Origin of the sequence: Roseobacter sp. N2S (genome assembly GCF_031454055.1) — a bacterium.
Lineage (GTDB): Bacteria > Pseudomonadota > Alphaproteobacteria > Rhodobacterales > Rhodobacteraceae > Amylibacter.
Genome location: NZ_JAVDQB010000001.1, coordinates 556,873 through 576,536, shown reverse-complemented (window position 1 = coordinate 576,536; position 19,664 = coordinate 556,873). Strand labels below are relative to the sequence as shown.

At 56.5% G+C, this 19,664-nt stretch carries 17 protein-coding genes; 9 read left to right on the top strand and 8 right to left on the bottom strand.

The window, feature by feature from the left end:
- Nucleotides 1-5: 5 nt before the first annotated feature.
- The 6 genes from GGE09_RS02785 to GGE09_RS02760 form a co-directional block, all read right to left on the bottom strand.
- Entirely contained in the window at nucleotides 6-293 is a 288-nt protein-coding gene (locus GGE09_RS02785; RefSeq protein ID WP_309743648.1) for a 4a-hydroxytetrahydrobiopterin dehydratase, read from the bottom strand.
- Nucleotides 286-1,488 carry a GNAT family N-acetyltransferase gene (locus GGE09_RS02780; protein ID WP_309743646.1) on the bottom strand — a complete coding sequence of 401 codons (1,203 nt, stop codon included), beginning with the start codon at nucleotides 1,486-1,488 and terminating at the stop codon, nucleotides 286-288. Before GGE09_RS02780 ends, GGE09_RS02785 begins: the two co-directional genes overlap by 8 nt.
- A gap of 33 nt (nucleotides 1,489-1,521) precedes the next feature.
- Nucleotides 1,522-2,268, bottom strand: coding sequence for a glycerophosphodiester phosphodiesterase family protein (locus GGE09_RS02775; protein ID WP_309743644.1), 747 nt, complete (start codon nucleotides 2,266-2,268; stop codon nucleotides 1,522-1,524).
- Nucleotides 2,268-2,732, bottom strand: a complete 465-nt coding sequence (locus GGE09_RS02770; protein WP_309743642.1) for a RidA family protein — start codon at nucleotides 2,730-2,732, stop codon at nucleotides 2,268-2,270. The genes GGE09_RS02775 and GGE09_RS02770 overlap by 1 nt, the downstream gene beginning before the upstream one ends.
- A 138-nt stretch (nucleotides 2,733-2,870) precedes the next feature.
- On the bottom strand, nucleotides 2,871-4,220 hold the full coding sequence (locus tag GGE09_RS02765; protein WP_309743640.1) for an HlyD family type I secretion periplasmic adaptor subunit: 1,350 nt from the start codon (nucleotides 4,218-4,220) through the stop codon (nucleotides 2,871-2,873).
- Nucleotides 4,217-5,959: a type I secretion system permease/ATPase gene (locus GGE09_RS02760; protein ID WP_309743638.1), complete on the bottom strand. Its 1,743-nt coding sequence runs from the start codon at nucleotides 5,957-5,959 to the stop codon at nucleotides 4,217-4,219. Before GGE09_RS02760 ends, GGE09_RS02765 begins: the two co-directional genes overlap by 4 nt.
- Nucleotides 5,960-6,229: 270 nt before the next feature.
- Here GGE09_RS02760 and GGE09_RS02755 point away from each other — a divergent pair, with 270 nt between their 5' ends.
- Both GGE09_RS02755 and GGE09_RS02750 read left to right on the top strand, forming a co-directional pair.
- The gene (locus tag GGE09_RS02755) at nucleotides 6,230-6,952 is read left to right on the top strand and encodes a VacJ family lipoprotein (RefSeq protein ID WP_309743636.1); all 723 of its coding nucleotides are present in this window, start codon (nucleotides 6,230-6,232) and stop codon (nucleotides 6,950-6,952) included.
- Nucleotides 6,942-7,541 (top strand): ABC transporter substrate-binding protein, encoded by a 600-nt coding sequence (locus GGE09_RS02750; RefSeq protein ID WP_309743634.1) that lies wholly within the window; start codon nucleotides 6,942-6,944, stop codon nucleotides 7,539-7,541. The genes GGE09_RS02755 and GGE09_RS02750 overlap by 11 nt, the downstream gene beginning before the upstream one ends.
- 231 nt (nucleotides 7,542-7,772) lie before the next feature.
- On the opposite strand, the gene GGE09_RS02745 is transcribed toward GGE09_RS02750, so the two are convergent.
- Complete coding sequence (locus tag GGE09_RS02745; protein ID WP_309743632.1) at nucleotides 7,773-9,977, bottom strand: PBP1A family penicillin-binding protein; 2,205 nt, start codon at nucleotides 9,975-9,977, stop codon at nucleotides 7,773-7,775.
- 256 nt (nucleotides 9,978-10,233) lie between these two features.
- Between GGE09_RS02745 and GGE09_RS02740 the strand changes: the two genes are divergently transcribed.
- The 3 genes from GGE09_RS02740 (at nucleotide 10,234) to GGE09_RS02730 (ending at nucleotide 12,865) form a co-directional block, all read left to right on the top strand.
- Nucleotides 10,234-10,572 (top strand): P-II family nitrogen regulator, encoded by a 339-nt coding sequence (locus GGE09_RS02740; RefSeq protein ID WP_309743630.1) that lies wholly within the window; start codon nucleotides 10,234-10,236, stop codon nucleotides 10,570-10,572.
- A gap of 34 nt (nucleotides 10,573-10,606) precedes the next feature.
- Nucleotides 10,607-11,932: an ammonium transporter gene (locus GGE09_RS02735; protein ID WP_309743629.1), complete on the top strand. Its 1,326-nt coding sequence runs from the start codon at nucleotides 10,607-10,609 to the stop codon at nucleotides 11,930-11,932.
- A gap of 168 nt (nucleotides 11,933-12,100) precedes the next feature.
- Nucleotides 12,101-12,865 carry a class II aldolase and adducin N-terminal domain-containing protein gene (locus GGE09_RS02730; protein WP_309743627.1) on the top strand — a complete coding sequence of 255 codons (765 nt, stop codon included), beginning with the start codon at nucleotides 12,101-12,103 and terminating at the stop codon, nucleotides 12,863-12,865.
- 1 nt (nucleotide 12,866) lies between these two features.
- Here the strand turns inward: GGE09_RS02730 and GGE09_RS02725 are convergent, their stop codons facing one another.
- On the bottom strand, nucleotides 12,867-13,808 hold the full coding sequence (locus GGE09_RS02725) for a helix-turn-helix domain-containing protein (RefSeq protein ID WP_309743625.1): 942 nt from the start codon (nucleotides 13,806-13,808) through the stop codon (nucleotides 12,867-12,869).
- 101 nt (nucleotides 13,809-13,909) lie between these two features.
- Between GGE09_RS02725 and GGE09_RS02720 the strand changes: the two genes are divergently transcribed.
- The 4 genes from GGE09_RS02720 to GGE09_RS02705 all read left to right on the top strand — a co-directional run bounded on the left by GGE09_RS02720 (nucleotide 13,910) and on the right by GGE09_RS02705 (nucleotide 19,616).
- Nucleotides 13,910-15,070, top strand: coding sequence for an acyl-CoA dehydrogenase family protein (locus tag GGE09_RS02720; RefSeq protein WP_309743623.1), 1,161 nt, complete (start codon nucleotides 13,910-13,912; stop codon nucleotides 15,068-15,070).
- Nucleotides 15,071-15,303: 233 nt separating this feature from the next.
- Complete coding sequence (locus GGE09_RS02715) at nucleotides 15,304-17,325, top strand: acetate--CoA ligase family protein (RefSeq protein WP_309743622.1); 2,022 nt, start codon at nucleotides 15,304-15,306, stop codon at nucleotides 17,323-17,325.
- 50 nt (nucleotides 17,326-17,375) lie between these two features.
- Nucleotides 17,376-18,158, top strand: coding sequence for a carnitinyl-CoA dehydratase (locus GGE09_RS02710; protein ID WP_309743620.1), 783 nt, complete (start codon nucleotides 17,376-17,378; stop codon nucleotides 18,156-18,158).
- Nucleotides 18,159-18,215: 57 nt separating this feature from the next.
- Nucleotides 18,216-19,616, top strand: a complete 1,401-nt coding sequence (locus tag GGE09_RS02705) for an aminotransferase (RefSeq protein ID WP_309743618.1) — start codon at nucleotides 18,216-18,218, stop codon at nucleotides 19,614-19,616.
- Nucleotides 19,617-19,664 lie beyond the last annotated feature (48 nt).

Below are 19,664 nucleotides of genomic sequence, written 5' to 3'. Positions count from 1 at the left end.
CCTTATTAGCCTGCTAGAACATTCATTTTACGGGCCAGCTTTACGTCCAGATCAGACAGGCCATCCACATCATGGGTGGTTAACGTCACCTCGACCCGGTTGTAAACATTGAACCATTCCGGGTGGTGGTTCCATTTTTCAGCCCAGATCGCGGCCCGTGTCATAAACCCGAAAGCATCAATAAAGTTCTTGAACTTAAAGGTTTTCAGGATCGCATCGCGTCCTTCAACCCGCGCCCAACCTGCATCAAACAACTCTGCCAGCGCATCATCATTTTGTAATTTCTCAGCCATCGTCTTCGCCTTTCCCTTTGCGAAACGGCCCATATGCCGTCATCACTTCGATTTCTTCGTCCACCGCATCCCGTTCCGCTTCGACAAACCGTGCCACCGCATCGCGAAACCCCGGATCTCCGATCCAGTGCAGGGAATGGACGGCTGTGGGCAGATACCCCCGCGCCAGTTTATGGGGGCCTTGCGCCCCCGCCTCGACACGGTGCATCCCGTGGGCGATGGCATAGTCGATGGCCTGATAATAGCACACCTCAAAATGCAGGCAGGGGTGGTCTTCCATACAGCCCCAATAGCGCCCATAAAGCGTGTCGCGCCCGATAAAGTTCAGGGCACCAGCCACCCAATGCCCGTCCCGTTCGCACATCACCAGCAGAATGTCATCCCGCAGAGTGTCTTGTGCAATGTCAAAAAACGCACGCGTCAGATAGGGCGAACCCCATTTGCGCATGCCGGTGTCTTGATAAAACGCCCAAAACGCATCCCAATGTTCGGGCAGGATTTGATCCCCCGTAAACGCGTGGATCGTGCCGCCGAAATCCTGCGCGGTGCGGCGTTCCTTGCGGATGTTCTTACGTTTGCGTGAAGACAGCGCCCCAAGGAATCCGTCGAAATCCACATAGCCGTCGTTGAACCAGTGAAACTGCTGGCCCGTGCGGTGCAGCAGGCCCATGGCAGCCCCTGCCAAGGCTTCGGCCTCGGTGCAAAAGGTAATGTGCAGCGAGGACAGTTCATTTTGCGCGGCGAGTTGTACAGCGCCCTGCACCAAAGCGCCCACCGCCTGTTCGTCATGCCCAACCGCTGTCAGAAACCGCCGCCCCGTAGCAGGCGTAAACGGCACCGCTGCCTGAAGTTTCGGATAATAGGCCCCGCCTGCGTTTTCATAGGCGTGGGCCCAGTTGAAATCAAAGATGTATTCGCCCTGACTGTGACCCTTGGCATAACAGGGCATCACCCCGATCAGCTTGCCGCCCTGGCGTGCCAGAATATGACGGGGCGTCCAGCCGCTGCCCTCTCCGACCGAGCCGCTGCGTTCCAACGCCTGCAAAAACCGATAGGTGGTGAACGGGTCAATCGGACGCCCCTCAGCGCCTTCAGGGCAGGCGCAGGCATCCCATTCGGCGGCCTCGATCTGATCGAGACTGCCGATGACCGTCACTTCTATCTGTGCGTCATCTATTGCGGTGTCGTTTTCCATGTCAGGCAACACATGGGCGTGCAGGCTTGAGCGTCAAGCCAGATACCCCTCAAAGGTTATGTTCTGCGCCAATTTGCGCGCTTCAGCCTCAACTTCGGGGCTGCGCACGGTCCAACACAGCAGTTTACAGCCCTGCGCCACAAGGTCCGCAACCACAGGACTGTGCAAATCTTTCACATTATGGGAAATGAACGTGGCACCAATCCGCCCGTAATCCGGAATCCTTGCAAGCTCCGCCAAGCGTTCGGCAGGAACATCAGGCCAGTCAGCGGCCCAAAACGGGTCCGTGACCAGACCACGGGGTACATCCGGTGCAAATTCGGCGCATTTGGCAATGGAATGGGGGTTGAAGGACATCAGCGCCAATGGCCCTTGATAGCCCGCCAACACATCACAAGCCGCCTGTTCCATGTCACCAGTGTTTGGGCCAAGTGCGCCATCCTGATCCTTGATTTCCACCAGCACAGGCACACGGCCTGCCACCAAATCCAACAGGGCGGCAAACGTCGGGATACACTCGTCCCCGTGGGTCAGGCGCATCGCCCCCAATTCAGCGGCGGTATGTTCGCGAACCGGGCCAAAATGACGGGTCAGACGCTGCAAATAATCGTCGTGGAACACCATCGGCACCCCGTCCGACGACAGTTGCAAATCCACCTCAATGCCATAACCGGCCTCAATCGCCGCGCGGGTGCCGATCAGCGAGTTTTCAGGCCGCCCTGCACGAACATCATGCAGGGTGCGATGGGCCAGCGGGGTTTTCAGGAAAGCGTCAAGCATCACGAAATCTGGAAGATGCCTTCGATTTCAACCGCCACGCCAAAGGGCAGGGACGAAGATCCGACGGCCGCACGCGCATGAGCCCCCGCATCGCCAAAAACCGCGCCCATGAAATCAGATGCACCGTTGATCACCGCAGGGTGATCGCCAAAATCAGGCGTGCAATTCACAAATCCGCCCAGCTTGACCACCCGTGTCACCCGATCCAAATCACCACCACAAGCCGCTTTCACTTGCGCAATCAGGTTCAACGCACAGACCTTTGCTGCCGCTTGCCCTGCTGCGACGTCCATATCGTCGCCCAGCTTGCCACAGATCAAACCATCGGTACCTTTGGATACTTGACCCGATACAAACACCAGATCGCCCACAATCACATAAGGCACATAATTCGCCGCAGGGGCGGGGGCATCAGGCAAGGTTTCCCCCAGCTCAGCAAGCACCGCGTCAATTCTTCCAACCATAACATTCTCCAAAACCAGTTCCCGCCACGCTACAAGACCACAGCCGCCCCGCAACCACAAAGATCACCAAACCAGCTTCAATGTTCCCCAAATACTCAGCCCGCCACCCGAACCACCGGCCAAAGCTATCCGCATAGATTACTCGCGGAATGCCCGGTTGAAATAGTCGGTGAAAGGTTTGGTCAAATAGCTGAGCGGAGAGCGGTCCTCGGTCTTGATATAAGCCTCAACCGGCATGCCCGGTAACAGTTCTACACTGCCCAAACGGGCCATCTCTCCATCATTGGGCAGGATTTCAGCCGAGTAATAAGACATCCCCGTCACTTCATCCTGAAACACATCTGCTGACACCTTGGCCACTTTGCCAAATATTTCAGGCGTGGTGCGCTGGTCAAAGGTTGAAAACCGCAAACTTGCGTCCTGCCCCACATGAACCTGATCCACATGCAGCGCTGAAATCTTGGTGGTGATCACCAGCGGGCTGTCGGTTGGCACCACATAGAGGATTGGATCTGCCGCACGTACAACCGAACGGATGGCGTGTACTGTCAGCCCGTGAACGATCCCTGACATGGGCGCGCGCACGTCCATGCGGCTTAGGGTTTCACGCAGGCTTAACTTACGCTCCTGCATTTCAATTTCAGAATAGCTCAAATCCCGCAGCGTGGTGATTGCATCTTCGCGGCGTTGACTGCTGAGCTGCAAAATCTGGATGTCCGTTTCAACAATCTGGGCTCCGCCCCGCGCCGCCGAGCTTTCCAATTCCCCGATCGAGCCGTTCAACCGTGCGGCTTCCCGTTCCAGCGATAGTACGCGGCTGGCTTGGGCTAGACCTTTGGCCAACAGACCCTGCTGATCGACCAGTTCTTGACCAATCAGTTCCACCTGCCGCTCTGAGGATGCAAGCTGCGCCTGCACCCCTTTGATTTGCAGCCGGATCTGTTGCTTGCGTTCGTTCAACTGCTCCACCTGTTTATCCAAAGACTCACGACGGGCTTCGAACAGGCGTGTCTGGCCTTGGATCAGGGCCAAAATTTCAGGGCTTTCTTTTGCGCCTTCGATCAATTCGGGGGCAAAGGTCAATGTATCAGCATTGTCCCGCTCTGCCTCTAACCGCGCCCGACGGGACAGGATTTCGTTCAACTGCCCGTTCACGGTCGCCAATTCGGAACTCAGCAAAGTGTCGTCAAACCGGATCATAACATCGCCCGCTTCGACCCTGTCGCCTTCTTTCACCAGAATTTCGCCCACAACACCGCCTTGGGGGTGTTGGACAACCTGACGAAAGCTTTCGACCTGAATCATGCCGCTGGAAATAATTGCGCCGGAAATCGTGGCCAATGTGCCCCAAACCCCCAGAACACCCACCAACAGCGCAACGGCAAACATGCCTGCGAACATGGGTTTCCCCGCTGACCACTTGGCCCGAGCCGGTGCAGGGGCCGCGCCAGATGGCCCCCCTGCCATGGAAAGTTGTTGCATGCTCATGATGCCCGTCCTTTTTGCAGCGCGTCAGTAATCTGCGCCACGTTACGCACCTGATCTTTCAAAACTTCGTCGCGCGGGCCAAAGGCTTTGCGCATACCATTTTCCAGCACCAGCAGGTTTTCACATTCCGCAATCGCCGCAGGGCGGTGAGCCATGATGATGACCGATTTTCCCTCGGCCTTCATAGTGCGGATGGCGTCGTTCAACGCATTGGAGCCGACGGAATCAAGATTTGAATTCGGCTCGTCCAGCACCAGAATCAGCGGATCGCCGTATAGTGCGCGGGCCAGCCCCAGTCGTTGACGTTGCCCGCCAGACAGACGCCCGCCGAAGTTGCCAATCGGGGTATCATACCCCTCGGGCTGTTCCAGAATCATCTCATGGGCGCCGGCTTTTTTCGCAGCAGCCACAACAGCGGCCGCATCGGGCGTTTCAGACATCCGCGCGATGTTTTCGGCGATGGTTGCGTCAAACAGGGTCACAGTTTGCGGCAGATAGCCGATGTATTGGCCCAGAACGTCCGGATCATAATTGTCCAGCGATGCCCCATCCAGCCTGATCCGCCCCGAGGCAGGCCGCCAGATGCCACAGATCACCCGCGCGAGCGAGGATTTGCCCGCCGCACTGGGCCCGATCACACCAAGCGCCGTGCCGGGTTGCACCTCAAACGAGACCATTTTCAGGCTGGCTTGGGATTCACCGGGGGGAACCGCCGTCAGGTTTTGCGCCGAAAGCAGGGCTTTGGGCCGCGGCAGGGCAGTGCGTACAGTTTCATCCGGCACGATTTCCAACAGTTTGGACAGGTTGAACCAACCACTGCTGGCCCGCTGTACCAGCGGCCACTGGCCAATTGCCATTTCAATCGGTGCCAAAGCACGCCCCATCAGGATGGAACCCGCAATCATCGCACCCGCTGTCAGTTCATTTTGCAACACCAGATAGGCGCCAAGGGCCAGCATGGCGGATTGCAGAAACAGGCGGAAGGCCTTGGTAAAAGACGAAAAACCACCCGTCACATCGCTAGAGCGGATATTGGAAGCAAGAGATTTATCCCGCGTCTTGCGCCAGCGCGACATCACGGCGCCGCGCATGCCAAGACCCTGAACAACCTCGCGGTCATCGCGGACATTATCCGCAAAACTATCCGCCCGAGAGCTTTGAACCTGCGCGTCAATCACGCCCTTTTTAGAGACCTTCTGGTTGATAATCGTCGTGACAATCAACAAGGCCCCGCCCAGCAGCGCCAGATAGCCCAGAAACGGATGGAACATAAAGATCGCACAGGCAAAGATCGGCGTCCACGGCATATCACAAATGGCGAACAACGCGGGCGAGGTCATCAGCTTTTGCACTGATTCCAAATCCCGCAACCCGCTTTGCACTTTATCCGCACGGCCGGGTTGCGACGGCACTTTCAGCAGGGCTTTGAACACCCGTTCGTCCAGATCAGTCTGAAATTGCGCCCCTGCACGGGCCAAAACACGCCCGCGTGCCCAATCCAGCACCCCGAACAGGGCATAAAGGGCGGCAACAAGAACAGAAAGGGCGACCAGCGTTGCCTCGGACCGGCTGCCAAGAACGCGGTCATAGACCTGCAACATGAACAATGGGCCTGTCAGCATCAAAAGGTTCACAAAAATACTGAAAAAACCTACTGAAATAAATAACCCGCGACTGCGGCTGCGCACCTCTCGCAACTCCGCAAGCCCAACTGGATAGTGCAATTTTTCGCCGGCCATTGTTAAATCCCAATCTTTTCGTGCCAATCAATTTTCAAATCACTTATAGACGCATAAAAGGTAAAAAAAACATCAAAGCAGGCCCATACAGTAGTTTGTTTTGTGCTATTATGGTTCAATTGACACAGGTTAATTAAAAACTAAGTGCTCAAAGGGCACAAAGCCGCCGTTTTTTTTCGCGGTTGGTGTACAGCCCTTTGCTATAGCCCTAAAAGGTCAACTCGACTGACCAGCCCTTAATGCGTTGACGTATCCGATATGAAAATCTGCTTGCCCCGTAAATTAACTGCCCTCCTCAGCCTTGCCTTAGTGACAGCCTGCACAGCTGCGCCGCCCAGTCAGGGTATCTATGATCCGGATGAGGCCGCGAACCGTAAGGTGCATAACTTCAACAAAGCACTGGATCGCAATCTTGTGGCGCCTGTTGCCCGTGGCTATGGCAAGACCGTGCCCCTACGGGCCGATCGCGCCATCAGCAATCTTGCATCCCATCTGGCCATCCCGGGCGAGGTGGTGAACAGTGCTTTACAGCTGAACTTTAAGGATGTGACAATCAACACCATCCGTTTTGCCACCAACACGGTCTTTGGTCTGGGCGGTCTGTTCGATTTCGCCACCGCCGCCGGCATGAAGCAGGATGTGGACACTGATTTCGGCAAAACCCTTGCGGTTTATGGTGTCCCCGAAGGCCGCTACCTTGAAGTGCCGATCTATGGCCCCCGCACAGAGCGCGAGACCTACGGCATTGTGGTCGACTTCTTTCTTGACCCTGTCGGCAATCTTTTGCCATCCAGCGCACGCAAGGTCACTTTCCCGCTATATGTCGTGGACAAGGTTGGTGACCGCAACGAATATGATGATGCGATCAATGGCATCTTATACGAATCCGAAGACAGCTATGCCACTGCGCGCTCGATTTATCTGCAAAACCGCAGGTTCTCGATCGGCGGCACTGTTGATCTAGACAATTTGGAGGATCCTTATGCGAATTAAATCCCTATTCACCCGTCGCGGCCTGCTTGGCCTGATGGCTGGCCTGTTTCTGGCAGGTCCAGCGGCTGCCCTGTCCCAAGCGGATGCGGAAAAGCTGATCAATTCCCTGACCAATGATATTTTCCGCTCGATCAACTCGGGCAAATCCGAGGCATCGCTGTTTCGGGACTTTGAAGGTATCTTTGTGAAATACGCCGATGTTCCGGTGATTGCGACCTCGTCACTGGGTGTGGCGCGGCGCAGTGCGACGCCAGCACAGATCAACGCCTATTCCAAAGCCTTCCAAGGCTATGTGTCGCGCAAATACGGCAAGCGGTTCCGCGAATTTATCGGCGCCACAATCGAAGTGAAACGCTCTCGCAAGACCCAACGGGGCTATCTTGTGACCAGCGATGTGACCTTTAAAGGGCAAAAGCCTTTTGTTGTGGAATGGCAGGTTTCAGATGCTTCGGGTCGGGACAAAATGTTCGACATCATTATCGAAGGCATTTCGATGTTGAAACTGGAACGCGAAGAAATCGGGTCCATGCTGGATCGCCGTGGCGGTGACATCGACAAGCTGATCGCCCATCTGAAAACCGCATCTTAAACCGATAAGCGGACCAACAGCTACAGGCCGCAGAAACTGACAGATTGAAACGGCACAGGATCAAACAATCCTGTGCCGTTTTTCTGTTCTATTGTGCTGCCCGTTCCAGAATGCGTCAGTGGTGAGCGGGCCTTGCCGAACACGACAAACCGCTCACGACAAGCCGCTAATGTGCGTACGCTCGGCGCGTGTCCCACACAGGGATCACCGCCCACCAGCACCACTACTCCGCTAGTTGTTGCGCTTCCCGAAGATCCCGTTGATCACCTTCTCCAGAACATTCTCGGCCTCTTTATCCAACCGCTTCACATCCTGTTCGATCTTGCGTGCAATGTCGCGCAGACTGTCGTTGGGGTTGCGCTGCGTGCCATCGGAAACCCTTGGCTGTTCGACCTGCTGGGCGGGGATATCCATTGGCAGCGGTGCCGGAATTTTACCATCCAGAACCCGTGTCATGGTTTCGTGCCAGATTTCAGCAGGCAGGCCACTGCCTGTCACCCCTGACAGTTTAGAGTTATCGTCATAGCCCATCCAGACACCGATCACATAATCGGAATCAAACCCGATGAACCACGCATCCCGTGCGCCTTGTGTGGTGCCGGTTTTACCCGCGATCTCTACGCCGTTGATTTTCGCCCGACCGCCAGAGCCGCGCTCGACTACTTGGTTCATCATATAAATCAACTGCCGTGCGGCCCGTTCGGAAATCACCCGCTCACCGGGTTGGGTGGTCTTGGCGAACAGCGGCTGGGTGTCGCCCTGTAGGGTCAGTTTTTCGATGCCATAAGGTTCCACCATAACGCCCTGATTAAGGATGCCCGCATAAGCGCCCGTCATTTCCAAAAGGCTCGATTCTGACGCGCCCAGCGCCAAGGCAGGGCCGTTTGCCAGCTCGTTCTTGATGCCAAAACCTTGCGCCGTGGCGCGAACCCGTTCTAGCCCAACGGCCACCGCGACCTTAACTGCCACCGTATTGATGGATTTGGCCAAGGCAGTGGTCATGGAAATCTCACCCAGAAAATTCTTGGTGTAATTCTTGGGCGTGTAAGGCCCCGAGCCGGGCACATTGATTGTAAAACTTTCATCCACCACCCGCGTATCCCAGCGCCAGCCGTCTTCTAGCGCAGTGGCATAGACAAAGGGCTTGAACGAGGAACCGGTCTGGCGGATCGCCTGTGTGGCGCGGTTAAACCCGCCAGCATTGCCGGATTTTTTGCCCCCCACCATACCACGCACCGCCCCGTCCGGGGACAGAACAATAATCGCAGCCTGCGCCTTGGACCCCTCTTTTACCTTATTTTCAAAGATAAAATTCATCGCGTCTTCGGCTGCTTTTTGTACCCGTTTGTCAAAAGTGGTCTGGATAACGATGTCTTCGGTGCTGTCTTTCAGAATGAATTCCGGCCCGCTTTCCATGATCCAGTCGGCGAAATAACCGCCCGCGCGGGCTTTGGCCACTTCGGACAATTGCGCGGGATGGGCGTGGGCATCTGCGGCTTGTGCGGCAGTCAAATAGCCCTGATCCTGCATCAAATCTATGATCAGATCCGCACGGTCCTGCGCGCGCCCGATGTTACGGGTCGGCGCGTTGGACGACGGTGCTTTTAGCAACCCTGCCAGCATCGCGGCCTCGGACACACTGACCTCGGCGGCGGATTTACTGAAATAGCGTTGGCTTGCGGCCTCAAACCCGTGACTGCCCGCCCCCAAATAAGCGCGGTTCATATAGATCGTCATGATCTCGTCTTTGGTGTATTTCAACTCCATCGCCAGTGACATGGGCACTTCTTTCAGCTTGCGCTCGATAGAGCCCATATCAGAAAAGAAAACCCGCTTTGCCACCTGTTGGGTGATCGTGGAACCCCCGTGGCCCTTCAGCGGGTGGCGCCCTTCGCGCAGGTTGGTGCGGATCGCGCCGACAATGCCACGCGGAGACAAGCCAAAGTGACGGTAAAACCGTTTATCCTCGGTAGCGATCACGGCGTTGCGCAATTGCGGAGCTACGGATTTCGCATGTACCAAACCGCCAAACTGATCGCCGCGCCAAGCAAAAACCTTGCCGGTTTCGTCTTCGAGCGTCACCGAGCCTTTTTGACGGTCATCCATCAATGCCGTCGCATCTGGCAGTTTTGCGAAATAATAGGCGGTAGAGCTGCCGATCACCAAAGTCAGCACAACAGCCACGCGGAAGGTCACCCACCAGATGATCCGCAAGATACCGCCGAAAAACCATTTCAGCGCCCGCACCAGAATATTGCCGCTGGGTTTCTTTTTCGCAGCCGGCTTTTTCTTTGGCTTTTTCGACGCGCCAAATCCCGGAATCATTTTAGCTGCCAGACTCGCGGCAACCCCCGCCGTTTTCGCAGGCTTTGCCTTTGGAGTCTTGAATACCTTCTTAGGCGCCACGAGAGGGCGCCGCTTACCATTGTCTGCCATTACTGCTCGTGCCTGATTGAGGTCGTTTTTTACAAGATAGTATTTCCCACCCGATTTGTAGAGTGCCTAGAAAGCACGATTGCCAGATTCTTTTGTGCATATATTTGCACCATTTCGCCCCTTTTGATTAAATTTTAAGCAAAGCACAACTTTTCTGCGCCGCAGAAAAACCAGAAACTTGTCAGCTTGCCCCCATCTGGCCTCATAGGTGGCAACGGCTGGGCGATCCGGTTGGTATGAAATCTACGAGGGACACATGAAGCTTATCATAGCGACAATCAAACCTTTCAAGCTTGAGGAAGTCCGCACTGCGCTGACAGACATCGGCGTCAAAGGGATGATGGTTACAGAAATCAAAGGCTACGGCGTTCAGTCCGGCCACACAGAAATTTATCGCGGCGCAGAATACGACATTAACTACGTGCCCAAGATGAAACTGGAAATCGTTGTGACCGCCGACATGGCCGAGCAAGCGGTTGCGGCCATCGAGGAAAGCGCGAAGACCGGCAAAATCGGCGACGGCAAAATCTTCGTATTGGACGTAGAACAGGCGGTTCGCGTGCGCACCGGCGAAACTGGCGACGACGCGATCTGATCGCCCTGCAATGATGATGAACAAGGACAAAACTATGAAGTATTCCCTTAAAACCCCCTTGCTGGCAGCGGCCATTTCCGCACTGCCCGTGGCGGTATTCGCACAGGAGACCGCCCCCACTGCGGTTCCCACCGAAGTTAACTTTATCCTCACCACTCTGTTGTTTCTGGTTGGCGGCTTTCTGGTGTTCTTTATGGCCGCTGGTTTTGCCATGCTGGAAGCCGGTCTTGTACGGTCCAAAAACGTGGCCATGCAGTTGACAAAAAACATGGCGCTGTTCGGGCTGGCCTGTATTTTCTACTACCTGATCGGCTTTAACCTGATGTACCCGGGCGATGCTTGGGCCATTCCAAACGTTCTTGGCGCATTTTCCCCAACCAGCCTTGAACCTGTTGGTCTTGCCGCTGCGGATGCCGACCTGTCTTACGCTTCTGTCGGGTCTGACTTCTTCTTCCAGCTGATGTTCTGTGCTGCAACAGCATCCATCGTGTCTGGTGCTTTGGCTGAGCGGATCAAACTATGGCCCTTCCTGATCTTTGTAATCGTGCTGACATCCCTGATCTATCCAGTCCAAGCATCTTGGAAATGGGGCGCAGGCTTCCTTGACCAAGCTGGCTTCCTTGACTTCGCTGGCTCCACCGTTGTCCACTCTGTGGGTGGCTGGGCTGCGCTGACCGGCGCCATCATCCTTGGCCCACGGATCGGCAAATACAAAGACGGCCGTGTAACACCTATGCTCGGCTCCAACCTGACACTTGCTACATTGGGTACATTCATCCTGTGGCTGGGTTGGTTCGGCTTTAACGGTGGCTCGCAATTGGCGATGGGCACTGTTGGCGATATCGCAGACGTTTCCCGCATCTTTGTGAACACCAACGCAGCCGCTGCTGGTGGTGTGGTTGCCGCACTGGCACTGACACAAATCATGTACAAAAAACCTGACCTGACCATGATCCTGAACGGCGCACTTGCCGGTCTGGTTGCCATCACAGCTGAACCTCTGACACCCTCCATTGGTGCCGCAACGTTGATCGGTGCTGTCGGTGGTATCATCGTCGTCTTCACAGTGCCTCTGCTGGACAAATTCCGCATCGACGATGTGGTTGGCGCCATCCCTGTGCACTTGGTTGCTGGTATCTGGGGCACCATCGCAGTTGTCTTCACAAACGGCGACGCATCCATCGGTGCACAGCTCTACGGTATCATCACTGTAGCTGTCTTTGTCATCGTGACCTCTTCGGTGGTCTGGTTCATCCTGAAGGCCACAATGGGCATCCGCGTTTCCAAAGAAGCCGAAATCACCGGTCTGGACATGTCCGAGCTGGGGATGGAAGCCTATCCCGAATTCGCGCAAAACTAAATCTGGAACCACCGCGTTCTAGTGAAAGCCGGGCCTTAGGGTCCGGCTTTTTTCATGGCACCGGCCCGGCGTTCGCTTCTGCAACTCGGGGCTGGCCTTATCCGTTCAAACCCGCCACCTTGCGCGGAACCGAACACCCCGCCGAAACGGAACACAAGGAACCCTGCTATGACTGCTACCATCCAGAACCTCTCCCCTGCCAATATGGAACATTGGGAATCCCGCGTAGACCTTGCCGCGGCCTTTCGCTGGACAGAGCGTCTGAACTTTCACGAAGCGGTGGCAAACCATTTTTCATTTGCGGTGAATGATGACGCCACACAGTTCCTGATGAACCCCAACCAGATGCATTTCGCCCGCATCAAAGCCAGCGATCTGTTGCTGCTGGATGCCAATGACCCCGATGTTCTGTCAAAACCGGGTGCTCCGGACCCCACCGCTTGGGGATTGCACGGCGCCTTGCACCGCCACTGCCCCCACGCCCGCTGCGCCATGCACGTCCATTCGGTCCACGCCACGGTTCTGGCCAGCCTGAAAGACAGCCGCCTGCTGCCCATCGACCAAAACACTGCCACATTCTTTAACCGCTATGTGATCGACGACAATTACGGCGGGCTTGCCTTTGAAGCCGAGGGCGAACGTTGCGCCCAATTGTTTGCCGACCCCAAGGTCAAAGTGATGATCATGGGCAACCACGGCGTGATGATCATCGGTGATACAGTGGCGGATACCTTCAACCGCCTGTATTATTTCGAACGATCCGCCGAAACCTTTATCCGCGCCCTGCAAACTGGCCGCGAGTTGCGGGTTCTTTCCGATGAAATCGCCGAAAAAACCGCGCAAGAAACTGAAGCCTATCCTGAACAAGCCGACCGCCATCTGGCGGAACTGAAGCTGATTCTGGATGACGAAGGCTCGAATTACGCCACATGAGTCACTGCACCTCTCCCCGCAGGGCGCGGGGGGAGGTGCCAAATTCCACCTGAAACGCCCGCGTCAGCGCCGTGGCGTCTTGATAGCCACAGCGCACGGCGATTTCGGCAATGCCAAGCGCAGTGTCGCTGACCAGATTGCGCGCCACGATCATCCGCTGACGGCGATACACCTGCTGGGGGGTGGCCCCTAAAACCGCTTTGACCCGCGCCTCTAACGTCTTTTGCGAAACCCCGATGCGCCGCGCCAGTTCGCCAATCCGCAGTGGTGTTTCCACATGTTCCTGCATCAGATCCAGCGCCTGTGCCACCAGTCGATCCTTGGCCCGCCCCGAAATCCCCCGCGCCCGCGCGTCAGACATAAACAAAGACGCCACATCCTGACGCAAGGCTTCACCTTTTTTCTCGGCAATCAGGGTCATCACCAGATCAAACGCCGCCATAGCCCCCGTGCACGTGATGCGATCCCCGTCGATGACAAAACGTTCACGCAGGACCTCCACATCTTGAAACCGCTCGGCAAAGGCGGTCAACTCGTCCCAGTGGATCGTTGCCCGTCGCCCCGCCAACAGCCCCGCCGCCGCCATCAACCAAGCCCCTGTATCAAACCCCGCCATAACGCGGTAGCGATGGGACGCCGCGCGCAAAGCCGCTCGTGTCGCTGCCCCCGCATGGCTGTGATAGGCATAGCTGGGCATCACAAAAACCATATCCCCCCGATGCCCTCCCAATCGCCCATGGGGCGCAATCTGCAAGCCGCTGGAACTGACAACCGGCTTGCCATCCAGCGACAAAAACTGCCACTCGAACAGATGCTCCCCCGTCAGATCGTTGGCGGCACGCAGCGGTTCAATGGCATTGGCAAGGCAATGATTCGAGAAATGATCGAACAGAAGAACCCCAACATGCAGGGTCGGTGCAGATGATTTTTTCCAAAACGGCATGATCGAACACTAATTCAGCAAGATCAGCCAAAGCAAGTGGAATAGACTTGGCCAACACACCTACCCGACCTCCTTACCCGACCCCCTTAAAGGACTCTGCCATGCAATACGGCCTGACCGAAGAACAGGAAATGATCGTTTCAACCGTTCGTTCCTTTGTCGAAAAAGAGATTTACCCCCACGAGGAACTGGTCGAACGCACGGGCGAAGTGCCACAGGAAATCGCTGACGAGATCAAACGCAAGACCCTTGATCTGGGCTTTTACGGCTGCAACTTCCCAGAAGAAGTAGGCGGCGCAGGCCTGAACCACATGGAATTCGCTTTGGTGGAACGGGAACTCGGGCGCGGGTCTATGGCGCTCAACCACTTTTTCGGACGTCCGCAAAACATTCTGATGGCCTGTAACGCAGAACAACGCGAACGCTACCTGATGCCCGCCATGCGCGGCGAACGGATGGACGCGCTGGCCATGACCGAACCGGGGGCTGGATCAGACGTGCGCGGCATGAAATGCTCTGCGGTGCGCGACGGCGGCGACTGGGTTGTGAACGGCACCAAACATTTCATTTCAGGCGCCGATCACGCTGATTTCATCATCGTCTTTATCGCCACAGGCGAAGACGACACCCCCAAAGGCCCCAAAAAACGCATCACCACATTTCTGGTGGATCGCGGCACACCGGGGTTCACCATCCGCGACGGCTATAAATCGGTCAGCCACCGTGGCTACAAAAACATGATCCTTGAATTCGACGACTGCCGCCTGCCAGACGCCCAAGTGCTGGGCGAGGTGGACGGCGGCTTTGCGGTCATGAACGAATGGCTTTACGCCACGCGGATCACAGTTGCTACCATGTCCGTAGGCCGCGCCCGCCGCGTGTTTGACTATGCCCTGAACTACGCCGCCGAACGGGAACAATTCGGCCAACCCATCGGCAAATTCCAAGGGGTCAGCTTTCAGATCGCCGATATGATCACCGAAATCGACGCCGCCGACCTGCTGACCCTTGCAGCGGCAGATCGGCTAGACAAAGGCCTGCCCGCCAACCGGGAAATCGCCAGTGCGAAACTTTACGCATCAGAAATGCTGGGGCGCGTGACCGACACGGCAATCCAGATTCACGGCGGCATGGGCTTGATGGACGACTACCCGCTGGAACGCTTCTGGCGCGATGCCCGTGTGGAACGCATCTGGGATGGCACCTCTGAAATCCAGCGCCACATCATCAGTCGTGAATTATTACGCGCCCTTGGGGCTTAAATGAACATGCCTGCGGCGCGGATATTTTCAGAAAGAAGAAGCGGGGCGAAAGTGGTCCAGCCCTCTGTGTCGGTTAAGACAGACAGAGGGCCTTCTCCTTCCACGGTCATCGGCGTCCCCGCCTGTACCGTGGGATTAGAAGACCCGATTCTGTTTAATAAACCGTTGCTTCTTCTTTCTGAAAATATCCGCGCCGCAGGCACAAAAATCTTTGCGCAACGAAAGTGCAATTCATGACGTTAGACCGATTACTCTCGCCCAAAACCATCGCCATCATCGGCGGCGGCGCGTGGTGTGTGTCTGTGGCGGAACAGGCCCGGAAGATGGGGTTTGCAGGGGCGATTTACGCGGTTCACCCCAAGCAGAAACCACTGGCAGGATTGCCGAGTTATGCCTCTATCGCTGATCTGCCAGAGCCGCCTGATGCTTGTTTCATCGGTGTGAACCGTCATGCTACACTGAATGTAGTGGCCGAATTACGCGCAGTTGGGGCGGGCGGTGCCATCTGTTTCGCTTCGGGATTTTCCGAGTCGGATCAGGAAGACGGCAGTGGGTCGGATTTACAGACGCAATTGGTGGCTGCGGCGGGAGATATGCCGATCCTCGGGCCGAACTGTTATGGCATGATCAACTATCTGGACAGGGCGGTTTTATGGCCCGACCAGCACGGCGGCGCAGGTGTGGACAGTGGCGTGGCGATTGTCATGCAGTCGTCCAACATGGCGATCAACGTCACCATGCAGCAGCGCGGCCTGCCGATTGCCGCCATCGTTTGTGCGGGCAATCAGGCCCAGACTGGCATGGCTGAAATTGGCGCGCATTTGCTGGCCGATCCCCGTGTCACAGCTTTGGGCCTGCATATCGAAGGGTTTAACGACATCCGCGCCTATGAATCCCTAGCGCAGGACGCGGCGCGGTTGGGTAAGCCGATTGTGGCGCTGAAGGTTGGGAAATCAGATCAAGCCAAGGCCGCGACCGTATCCCATACCGCGTCTGTGGCTGGGAATGACGCCGGGGCCTCGGCCCTTTTGAAGCGGTTGAACATGGCGCGGGTAGACAGCCTACCCACGTTTTTGGAAACCCTGAAGCTGTTGCATTTTGCAGGGCCTTTGGCATCAACCAAGATCGCATCCATCAGTTGTTCAGGGGGCGAGGCCAGCCTTGCCGCTGACACCGCTTTTGGCACGCCTGTCAATTTTCCGCCTTTGAGCGACAGTCAAAAAACCAACCTGCGCAACGCCCTTGGGCCGATGGTGGCGCTGGCCAATCCGCTGGATTATCACACCTACATCTGGCGCGACACAGAGGCCATGGCGACGGCTTGGGCCGCGATGATGGAACCCCATCTGGCGCTGACCCTGTTGGTGGTGGATTTCCCCCGCGCGGATCGCTGCTCGGATGCCGATTGGGACTGCGCCATTGACGCGGCCGGTCTGGCCAAATCCCGTAGCGGGTCTGTGGTGGCCATGGTCACAACGCTGCCTGAAAACCTGTCAGAAACCATCGCTGCGCGGTTGATTGCCAAAGGGGTGGTCCCCATGCTTGGCCTGCGAGAAGCGGTTGAAGCAGTGGCGGCGGCGGCCAGTTTCACGGCCCCTGCCAGTACGCCGGTTTTAATGCCAACGCCCACAGCGCCCGCGCAGACGGTGAACGAGGCTGATGCGAAAGCTGCATTGCACGGCTACGGATTGCGCATCCCGATATCGGCGCAAGCCGCTGCCCCAAGCCAAGCCGCAGATCTTGCCAGCGCCATCGGGTTTCCGGTTGTGTTAAAAGGCGAAGGTATTGCCCATAAATCCGAAGCTGGCGCGGTGGTTTTGAACCTTGCCTCCCCCCAAGCCGTGGCAGATGCTGCCCAAGCCATGCCGACCGAGCGTTTTCTGGTTGAGGAAATGGTGACAGGTGCGGTGGCAGAACTGCTGGTAGGCGTGGTCAAAGACCCTGCCCACGGCTTTGTCCTGACACTTGGCGCGGGGGGGACGCTGACCGAATTGCTGGGGGATACCGCATCCCTGCTGATCCCATCCCCGCGCGATCAAATCGAAACCGCGCTTGGCACCCTGAAAATCAGCGCCCTGCTAAGGGGCTATCGCAACGGGCCAGCCGCCCATATGCCCGCCATTCTGGATGCAATCGAGGCGGTTCAAAACTACGTGCTTGCCAATGCCCAAGGCCTGGAAGAAGTTGAGGTCAATCCTTTGATCTGCACCCCAACGGACGCCATCGCGGCGGATGCTTTGTTGCGCAGGCAGTGATGACACAGACAGACGCAGACCAAAACAGACCTAAACCCAAAGGCCGAGACATGACAAACCCGATCAAAACCCACCGCGAAGGCGGCATTTTGCAAGTGACGCTGGACCGCCCCAAAGCCAATGCCATTGATCTGGCCACCAGCCGCATCATGGGGCAGGTGTTTGCCGATTTCCGCGACGATCCCGAATTGCGCGTGGCCATTATCACCGGCGCTGGTGAAAAATTCTTTTGCCCCGGCTGGGATCTGAAAGCCGCTGCCGACGGCGATGCGGTGGACGGCGATTACGGTGTTGGCGGTTTCGGCGGATTGCAGGAATTGCGCGGCATGAACAAACCCGTGATCGCCGCTGTGAACGGCATTTGCTGTGGTGGCGGGCTGGAACTGGCCCTGTCCGCGGATATTATTCTGGCGGCGGAACATGCGTCGTTTGCCCTGCCTGAAATCCGCTCTGGCACCGTGGCGGATGCGGCCAGCATCAAACTGCCCAAACGCATTCCCTATCACGTGGCCATGGAAATGCTGTTCACAGGTCGCTGGCTGGACGTGGCCGAGGCCCACCGCTGGGGTTTTGTGAACCAGATCCACCCCGCGGGTGATCTGATGGCCAAAGCCTGGGAAATGGCGCGGATGCTGGAAACCGGCCCGCCGCTGGTCTATGCTGCGATCAAGGAAATCGTGCGCGATGCCGAGGACAGCAAGTTTCAGGATGCACTGAACCGGATCACCACCAGCCAGCTGGATTCAGTGGCGCGGCTGTATTCTTCCGAGGATCAACTGGAAGGCGCAATAGCCTTTGCCGAGGGGCGCGATCCTGTCTGGAAAGGGCGCTGACCCGCGCACAGGCCCAAATAACAACCTGTTTTAGACTTTAACCATTAAGGAAACCACATGCTTACCGAAAAAGGCCAGAACGATGCAGAAGCCCATTTGCGTGCCTTGGACCAACGTCACTTACTGCACCCTTGGGCGCATTTTGACAGCTTTGAACGGGACGGCGCGATGGTCGTGGAAAGCGGCGAGGGCTGCTATCTGACGGATGCCAACGGCAAGACCTATCTGGATGCTGTGGGCGGGATGTGGTGTACCAACATCGGTCTTGGTCGCAAGGAAATGGCACAGGCCATTGCGGAACAAGTGGAACAACTGGCCTATTCGTCCACCTTTGTGGATATGACCAACGGACCCAGCGCGTTGCTGGCGCAAAAGCTGGCCAGCCTGACGCCGGGCGATCTGAACCGGATGCATTTCACCACGGGCGGATCGACGGCTGTGGACAGTGCCTACCGGCTGATCGGGTTTTACAACTATTGTCGGGGCTTGCCTGAAAAGACTCATGTTATCGCGCGGGATCAGGCCTATCACGGGTCCACATTTGTCACCATGTCCATCGGCAACAAAGCTGCCGACAAAGTGACCGAATTCCAGTATCTGCGCGATGGCATCCACCATATTTCCGCGCCCCATTACTACCGCGCAGAGGACGGTCTGTCAGAAGAGGCGTTCACCGATCAGTTGATTGCCGAGTTTGAAGCGAAAATTGCCGAAATCGGGGCCGATAAGGTTGGCGCGTTTTTTGCCGAGCCTATTCAGGCCTCGGGCGGGGTGCTGGTGCCGCCAAAAGGCTATCTGAAACGCATTTGGGAGGTCTGCAAAAAGCACGACATCCTGTTTGTCGCTGATGAAGTGGTCACCGCCTTCGGACGTTTGGGGCATTTCTTTGCCATTGAGGATGAATTCGGCGTGGTGCCTGACATTATCACCACCGCCAAAGGCCTGTCCTCGGGCTACCTGCCCATGGGTGCGATGATCTATTCGGATCGCATCCACGAAGTGATTTCCCAAGGCGATGAAAACCGCTGGTTCACCAGTGGGTACACCTACAGCGGGCATCCCGTCTGTTGTGCTGCCGCTTTGAAAAACATCGAAATCATGGAACGCGAAAAGCTGATGCAAAACGCCACCGATGTGGGGGCCTATTTTGAACAGCAGTTGCACAGATTGAACGATCTGGAAATCGTTGGCAATGTGCGCGGGCGCAAGATGATGATGTGTGTGGAAAACGTCAAAAACAAAGCCACCAAAGAACTGCTGCCAGATGAGGTAAACATCGGCAAACGCATTTCCCATGTGGCCGAGGGACTGGGCCTGCTGGTGCGCCCGATTGGTCATTTGAACGTGATGTCGCCGCCCCTGACCCTGACCCGCAAGGACGTGGACTTTCTGGTAACAACCCTGCGCAAGGCCATCACCATTGTCACCGCCGAATTGCACAAGGAAGGCCATTTGTAACGTTTTTTAACTTGCTCTGAATCCAAATCCAAAGTTCCATAAACCAAG